The following is a 6,790-nucleotide window of genomic DNA, read 5'->3' as shown; positions in this document are numbered from 1 at the left end:
AGAAAACACCTCGTCCGAAGTCGAATCGCTTGAGCTGTACCTGCCCGTGGGCAAAACATACAATCTGACGGTCGATGTGGGGCATACGTTCTACGTTGGCGAGCTCAAGACCTGGGTACACAACACTGGGCCTTGTGATTTGCCTCCGGATTATTTTGCGGGTGCTGCAAAAGGGGGAGGTGCTGTTCCGAACCTTACTGAACGCGGTACGTTAACTAATGTTTTCCCAAATGACCCTGCTATCGCGCAGCGACCAATAAGGACTCTTGTTCAAGACTCATCTGGTCGTTACTGGTTGCAAACTCCAAGTGGCAGCAAGATAACGCCATCAGGATCATATGACTTTGTAACAATGCCTGATGGAACAGTTCGAGTCAGTAGACCAAATGTTAATGAAGCTTATTCAACTCACCTTGGACTTAGCGGTGGAGGGGACGTCAAATATGCAGGTTCTATACGCTTTGGGAATAATGATGGTCCAAGTCGAGGGGCAATAAGTCAGTGGACTAATGCTTCTGGACATTACAAGCCGCCAGCATCGTTGAGTAGTAACTCCGGGCTGCCAGAAAATTTATTTAATCCGAAGTAGATTTGATATGGATGAGCGACAGAGGGCACTATGCGCACAGCTTGTTAAGATGAACTCTGATCAAGCTGCTGATTGGCTAATGACTAAGTATCCGATAGAGTCTGCTGATTGGGGAGAAGCATTGCTACTGATTCCCCATCGTACGTGGAAGCGCTCTGATCAGAAGCGATTAGCAAAATACTACTTTAGAAAATTACCTTTTTCTGGGCCAAGAGGGTATGAGTCTTTTGCGGCTATTATGTCTATAAAGTTATTAGTTGATTGTGTAGCGGAGGCTATTCCGGCAGAAGCATCAAGGGTTGAATTGTTGCTTTATTATTTGATTCCGATTTTAAATAGGGCGGCTAAAAATGACTCTGACCGCCAGTTAATTAGAGATTTTGTTATGGGGCTTTAGTTGGTTATTTGAAATGCTAAAAATATCCCCGGCACTGCCGGGGATATTATTTTTCACTCCGCTGTAATCACCAACTTATTCTTACTGATCTCAATTCTAATCTTCTGATTGACTGCGAACCCCGCCTGTTGCAGCCAGTGCCCACGCAGCCGAAGCCAGGGAACAAGTCGGTACTGGGGATACTCGGTGCCACTCAACGGCGGGTAGAAATCGGCGGCGATGGTGGCGAAACGTTCAGTTTTGGGCAGGGCTGCCCTATGATCGGCCTTAGCCATATTCAGCTCCTTAAAGGGCTAACAGCTGCTGCGCAACTGTCAGGCTTTATGCCGGGGGTAAATGCGCGGCTGCGCCGCTCATTCAACATAACGCGCATTACACAAAGTGCAGCCCCGGCACATGCCGCGGTGAAGCGTGCGGCGCGCCGGGGCTACACCGCTTCGCGCCCTTCGGGTTCGTGTAATGGGCGTTATGTCAGGCCCCCGGAAGATCAAACGCCAAAGCAATTGCATTTACGCCCGGCTTCGCCACCGGCTGGCTAAAAGCGTTTATTACCCCGCCCGCCCCGCCGGTCAGCCGTTGCGGGCTCGCGCTTCGCTGCTCGTTCCCCGCAACGTCTGCCCGGCTCCCGTCCGCCCCAAGGGGCTCCCCCAAGCCAGAGCAGAGGCCGATCAAAAGCAGATCAATAGCCAAAGCGTGTTGTCATGAGGTAAGCCGCCCTGCGGTCGGCTGACCCCACGACCCAGCTTGTTCTGGCCGAGGTGCGGTCAAGACCAAGCCCTACGGGTGCGCAGGCGCAGCCTTGACCGGTCCGAGAACGTGTCAGGCCTCGAAGAGCCAGAGCCTAACGCGCTGCGCTTGTTGGCCCCTGGCCGTCCCGGCGGCTACGCCGCCGCGCCGTCCAGGGGCTCAAGTTTTTAGCTGCGCAAACGCGGCTACGCCGCTAAGCTCGGTGGCCATGAAAACCTTGAGTCGCCATAACCCGGTTCTCTGGCTGGGCCTGCTGTTGCTGGCCTGGTTGGTTCTGGGCGCGCAGGTGATGGAGCCAAAAACCGCGTCTGGGCCATTTTATGCGGCGAGTGAGCATCGTCTGGGTGTCACCCGCTGGGAAGCCGCGCCGCGTCTGGCGTTGAGCGCGTGGACAACAGATTTTGCGTCGGGCGATACAGTTGGTGCAAAAGGAACTGCTAATACCGCATTGAAGCTTGGCGAAACCCAAACTATTAATGATGTAAGCATGACTCGTGTCGGGAGATGGATGTCTCCTGATGAGCTGGCACAGATGCAAAGTAGTAACAAAATTGTTCAGGGAGGCGGCGGGCAAACCTTTATCTCAACTAACGGTGCCGCTGATTTTAAGGGGGCTGCGTCTAAAGGCTCCGTCTATGTCGAGTTTGATGTTCCAAGTAGTGGATTATTGCAGGGTGGTAAGGAAGGCTGGTATAAAATGATTGGTCCGGACGCAAGTAAGTCCCAGCAGTATTTGCTTAATAAACAGGGTGGAGAACATCTCCCTGAGGTAAAAAATATTACTGTGCTAGATAGTAAGTGAGAGGGGTTATGGATGCTTTTCAGTTTAATAAAGAAGTTAAGCCTCTATTGAAAGGCTACTCCGTAGAGTATTCAACATTCGCCAACGGAGATTTTGGTAACCTTGAGCGGATAGAGCTGGAAGGCTTTAATAAGCTGGCGACCGTAGAATTTTGGTCTGAAGGCTGGATAGGTATTGATATATATGACTGTGCTTGTGATGAGCAGGTCATGAATATTTTGCTTTCTCCAGAGGAGAAAGATCTTGTCCCTAAAGCATTTGAAAAGCTTCTGGATACATTAAATAGAAATAGTTAATAAGTATCTCCGGAACCCAGGGTGCTTATTTATTTGTAGATCCCAGCCTCGATTTGACACCGGCCCTGCGCCGGTGTTGTTTTATCTGCTTACTGCAAAACCTCCCGTCCTTTAAAAGGGGTTGGACAATGAAGGTTCGTCGAACACTTGAAAAAAGGATGAAAGATGTTGAAGCCTTAGGTCGTGGGTTCTTTCATGAGGAAGCTGAAGATGGTGACATTTTATTTTCTACTGGGATAGAGGGTGGAAGGTTAGATGTATATGTTGACGGTTTTTTCTTTGGAAATAATGAAGTTGCGAATAAGGTGTTGTTTGCTGATATTTCTAGTATTGAAAGTCACCTGAATGTAGAACTTTTTTCGAATTCGAGTCGCTCGGGGGATGTTGATTTTTACGTTCCCTTAGATGTGAAATGTGGCTTGTCCAATTTTGCGTTATTTTTACCATTCTTGACTTACTCTAATGTTATGAATATTTTGGTTGGGCTTAGAGAGGATTGGGTGAGGCAGATATCTCCTAAAGGATAGTTGGTACAAAAGCGACAGGAGAATTAGCTAGTTCTGGTGGGAAACCCATCGTTGAGTTATTTGGTGGGAAGAATGCTCAAATTCCTGGTGCTATAAACGTGGATATCCGAACAGATATGCAGTCTGGTATTCGAGCGGACGCAACGAAACTTCCTTTCAAGTAGGTAAATGGGGACAGACCACGTTTAGAAAGCACTCCGAAAATGTGGTCTGTCCCCGTTAACCTGCCCACTTTTCGCTACCGGAGCTTTTGACGAGTATTCGAAATGGGATCAAGCCAATGACGACTTGTTGCTCAACGACAAGAATCTCAGGCAATTGGCAAATGCCAGTCTGGCGGTACTCGGTGCGATAGGGGCTGCCGCTGGATTTGGCGGCGCGATAGCATCCAGTCCGGCTTGTGTAACTGCTGTTGGATGTGCGATTCCGGCGTTGTCTGGACTGGAAGGTGCGGCATCGCTCGCTGATGGGTGGCAAGCAACGGGGCAGTTGTTTGCGCCCTATGACTACACCCAGGGAAGCAAAGTACTCGACTCTTTTAGCAGCGCTACATACCCCGGTGATGTGAACCCGCTTCGCGACTACGGAACGGAAGCCGCGAAAGCTGCAATGGAAATTGCACTGCTGAAGGGAGCGGGGAAATACTTTGAGGGGACTGGGGCTTCGCTTCTGGTTTCGAGCGGCAAGAAGGAAGGCGGCCTCACTGGAAACACCTCGAAAGTCTCTGACGTTGAACTAAATGCTACCCGCGATGCGGAGGGTTTTGGGTTGTCTGCGCAGCGTGACTTTGTTCCGGGAGTGGAGCATCGTGCGGAGAACATCAACGCAGGGCAGGTGACAGACCGTGATGGTCTTCCGCGTGTCGATGGTGAGAAGACTGCGAATGATCTGCTGCTGAAACAGCAGTCAGGTGGAATAGATCCTCCATACTGGGGAACACAACGCCCGGCGTGGAAGGAGGGGACAGTCGTCACCGATAAGGTTCTGGATCAGCCACGAACGATGACCATGGTAATAGATCAAAGACAATACGACGCTATAAAGGGTAGTGAATTAAAGGACCAAAATCCTGCATCTTTTTTAGGCGGATGGGCAACAGACTCTCCTGTGAACTCAATGGATGACGTTAGAAATAAGCTGGCTATTTCAACCGAGTTTAAAACCGGGGATCTGTACAAAGTCGAATTCACGGTGAAACCGGGTGTAGGCGTTCGTGAAGATACTGCGGGTGACATGTGGGATGCCAAGCAAGAGACGCGTCTCCCTGGCGGAGCACACAAGTTACCTTTATGGATAAAACCCCTCGTACAAATCCTGAGTTTTATACTATTGATATTGATAGTTTGAGGGTGTTGAAATGATTGATCTAGTTGAGCGTATAAGAAATGAGGTGGTACATGCTGATGGAACGATCTTTGAGAATTTTTACGATTGGCATGGGCGCAGAACTGAATTTGAAGTTGAAATGGCACAAGTTAAATATGTGCGCGTGAGTAAGGTTGTGGAGATAAGAAAATACATAGTTTCTGATAGCGGCTCGGAAGTTTTGTTCTCTGCTGCAGGCATCCCATACATACTGCCAGATAGGAGTGGAGTGCTGGTCGTGTTTGATGAAAAACCATCTAGGTTTGGCTTTACTGAACCACCTTGGTTCTTTGGCTTTCCTCACAATGCTGCGATCTACGACGTTGATGGTACATTGCGCTTTCAACTGCACAATCCTTATGGTGAAAGCAGTTATATAGGTGCCATACATTCAGGTGCTATGACTGAGCATCCAGATTCGCTAGGTGTTTTAATCGGCACGGTAGGGCATGAACCAGAGTGGCTTTACTTACTTGATCCTGATGGCCCGGAATTAATCCCCACCGGAAAGTGGATTCGTTACTAGGTGCGAGAAAGATTGAGGATTGAAAGGGGAGACGGGAATAGATCACGCTTATAAATATCTCTAAATGTCTAGTCCTGAAGCAGGTGTAAACCTATTTCAGAGTAAATGGGGACAGACTACGTTTAGAAAGCACTCCGAAAATGTGGTCTGTCCCCGTTAACCTTTCCGCAGGAAAGGCTGAGTTGAAATGTTTAACCGTAAGCGCTATAGATGATAAAGCAGGACTGCCGAAAAACTACTACTGGGAACCAGGTATGAAGTCCATTAAGGAGAAGAAATAAATGGTAATCGGAGGGTATGCGCTTAGTCCTGAGCACGGTAGATTGCAAATTCCTCTTGTTCATCAGCCGACTATGGAAGATGTTGAATCCATTATATTTGAGTATAGAAAATTCGATGGCGTAATTTCGTTGTCTATTACCCCTGCACCTGAAGCTGGGCCTTACGAAATTAATCTTTATGCAGATTCTGGAAACTATCTTCTGATGTTGAATCAATACCTGGGTGATGGGGAGCACGTCGTGCGCACCCTTAATAATACGTCAGCTGGAACCAAGCGGATTGACGTTTTGGGTGATTGCTATCAGGCCAGTTTGATTACAAGAGATATAGGGGTTGTTGTTTCTTGTTTTAAAGAATTTTTAAGTTCTGGTGATGTAAGCTCATTAGTGCTAAGTAATTAGAGTGAGAGTGTGCAAGTGGAGTAAGGGTTAGGTGTGGAGCTACTATGCAGATCTTCAATTCATTCGTGAGGATTGGGTGGAAGAAAAAAGTGGCGGATTTATTAAAAAAGGGGGGGGCGGGTTTATTTTATTTAATAAATCTGCCCCCTTTTTTAATTTGTGAATTTTAATGCTGCATCGACAAAAAATAATCTTCGAATGATCGATTTGTTGAATCAGGCAGCACAGAAGAATGGTCCGTTTAAATAGGTGCTAAGCATATGACTTCAATGATACCGTCTATGACAATTGAGCTTCTTCGACGGCTCACCGGCAAGCCCGTCTCCAAGCTTGTTAGGTATAGTTGGTGGCCTGCCTCGGAAGTTTCTGTGCAGTTTGGTATCGAGGATGAATTAGCCTTTTCATTAACTGCCGGACCCTTAGCTGTCTATTTTGAGGATGGCGTAATTCTTGGCTTTTCGAGTGACCCTTCTCTGAATAGTGTCATCGTTTGGGATGAAGCAGCGAGGGTTGCGGGTCAGGGTCCGGACTCTTTGAATAGCGATGAAGAACTGTTCGCTATCTCTGAGTCTGGAAGGTTCTCTACTGTTTTTTGGAGGCGATTGATCGGCCGTTGTGTAAGCAATGTAACGATACTTAAGCGTATGCACATGAGTGCGATAGAGAGCCAGCGCCCTAGTGAAGTAGGCTTGCGTTTTATTTTTTCAGACGGCAAGAGTTTTGTAGTATCCCATGGGTTACATGACAATTCTGATGATTTTTCAGTGCTAGAGGAAGCTCAGTTGAAGGGAGTTGAGTTGGAGGAAGTCTCGATAAACTAACGGTGCAAAAGAGTGGGCTAGCCTTACGCCGAAACCA

9 protein-coding genes and 1 pseudogene are annotated in these 6,790 nt (G+C 48.0%); 9 read left to right on the top strand and 1 reads right to left on the bottom strand.

The window, feature by feature from the left end; all coding sequences use genetic code 11:
- Positions 1–589 (top strand): annotated as a pseudogene (locus LCH64_RS28130) (hypothetical protein); the annotation flags it as partial.
- A 49-nt stretch (positions 590–638) separates the two neighbouring features.
- Entirely contained in the window at positions 639–986 is a 348-nt protein-coding gene (locus LCH64_RS28125; RefSeq protein WP_226501954.1) for a hypothetical protein, read from the top strand.
- Positions 987–1,039: 53 nt separating this feature from the next.
- On the opposite strand, the gene LCH64_RS28120 is transcribed toward LCH64_RS28125, so the two are convergent.
- A complete protein-coding gene (locus LCH64_RS28120) occupies positions 1,040–1,261 on the bottom strand; it encodes a SymE family type I addiction module toxin (protein WP_226501953.1) in 222 nt (73 codons plus the stop codon).
- Between the two features lie 680 nt (positions 1,262–1,941).
- Here LCH64_RS28120 and LCH64_RS28115 point away from each other — a divergent pair.
- From LCH64_RS28115 to LCH64_RS28085, 7 genes are all read left to right on the top strand, one after another.
- Entirely contained in the window at positions 1,942–2,535 is a 594-nt protein-coding gene (locus tag LCH64_RS28115; RefSeq protein ID WP_226501952.1) for a hypothetical protein, read from the top strand.
- Positions 2,536–2,543: 8 nt separating this feature from the next.
- Positions 2,544–2,831, top strand: a complete 288-nt coding sequence (locus LCH64_RS28110) for a hypothetical protein (protein ID WP_096797200.1) — start codon at positions 2,544–2,546, stop codon at positions 2,829–2,831.
- A 128-nt stretch (positions 2,832–2,959) separates the two neighbouring features.
- Positions 2,960–3,358 (top strand): hypothetical protein, encoded by a 399-nt coding sequence (locus tag LCH64_RS28105; protein ID WP_226501951.1) that lies wholly within the window; start codon positions 2,960–2,962, stop codon positions 3,356–3,358.
- Positions 3,359–3,649: 291 nt separating this feature from the next.
- Positions 3,650–4,705 (top strand): hypothetical protein, encoded by a 1,056-nt coding sequence (locus LCH64_RS28100; protein ID WP_226501950.1) that lies wholly within the window; start codon positions 3,650–3,652, stop codon positions 4,703–4,705.
- Positions 4,706–4,715: 10 nt separating this feature from the next.
- A complete protein-coding gene (locus LCH64_RS28095; RefSeq protein ID WP_226501949.1) occupies positions 4,716–5,249 on the top strand; it encodes a hypothetical protein in 534 nt (177 codons plus the stop codon).
- Positions 5,250–5,530: 281 nt separating this feature from the next.
- Positions 5,531–5,932 carry a hypothetical protein gene (locus LCH64_RS28090; RefSeq protein ID WP_157160372.1) on the top strand — a complete coding sequence of 134 codons (402 nt, stop codon included), beginning with the start codon at positions 5,531–5,533 and terminating at the stop codon, positions 5,930–5,932.
- Positions 5,933–6,213: 281 nt separating this feature from the next.
- A complete protein-coding gene (locus LCH64_RS28085; protein WP_226501948.1) occupies positions 6,214–6,753 on the top strand; it encodes a hypothetical protein in 540 nt (179 codons plus the stop codon).
- Positions 6,754–6,790 lie beyond the last annotated feature (37 nt).

Origin of the sequence: Pseudomonas sp. MWU16-30322 (genome assembly GCF_020515535.1) — a bacterium.
GTDB lineage: Bacteria > Pseudomonadota > Gammaproteobacteria > Pseudomonadales > Pseudomonadaceae > Aquipseudomonas > Aquipseudomonas fluorescens_H.
This window is presented reverse-complemented; position numbering and strand designations above follow the sequence as displayed.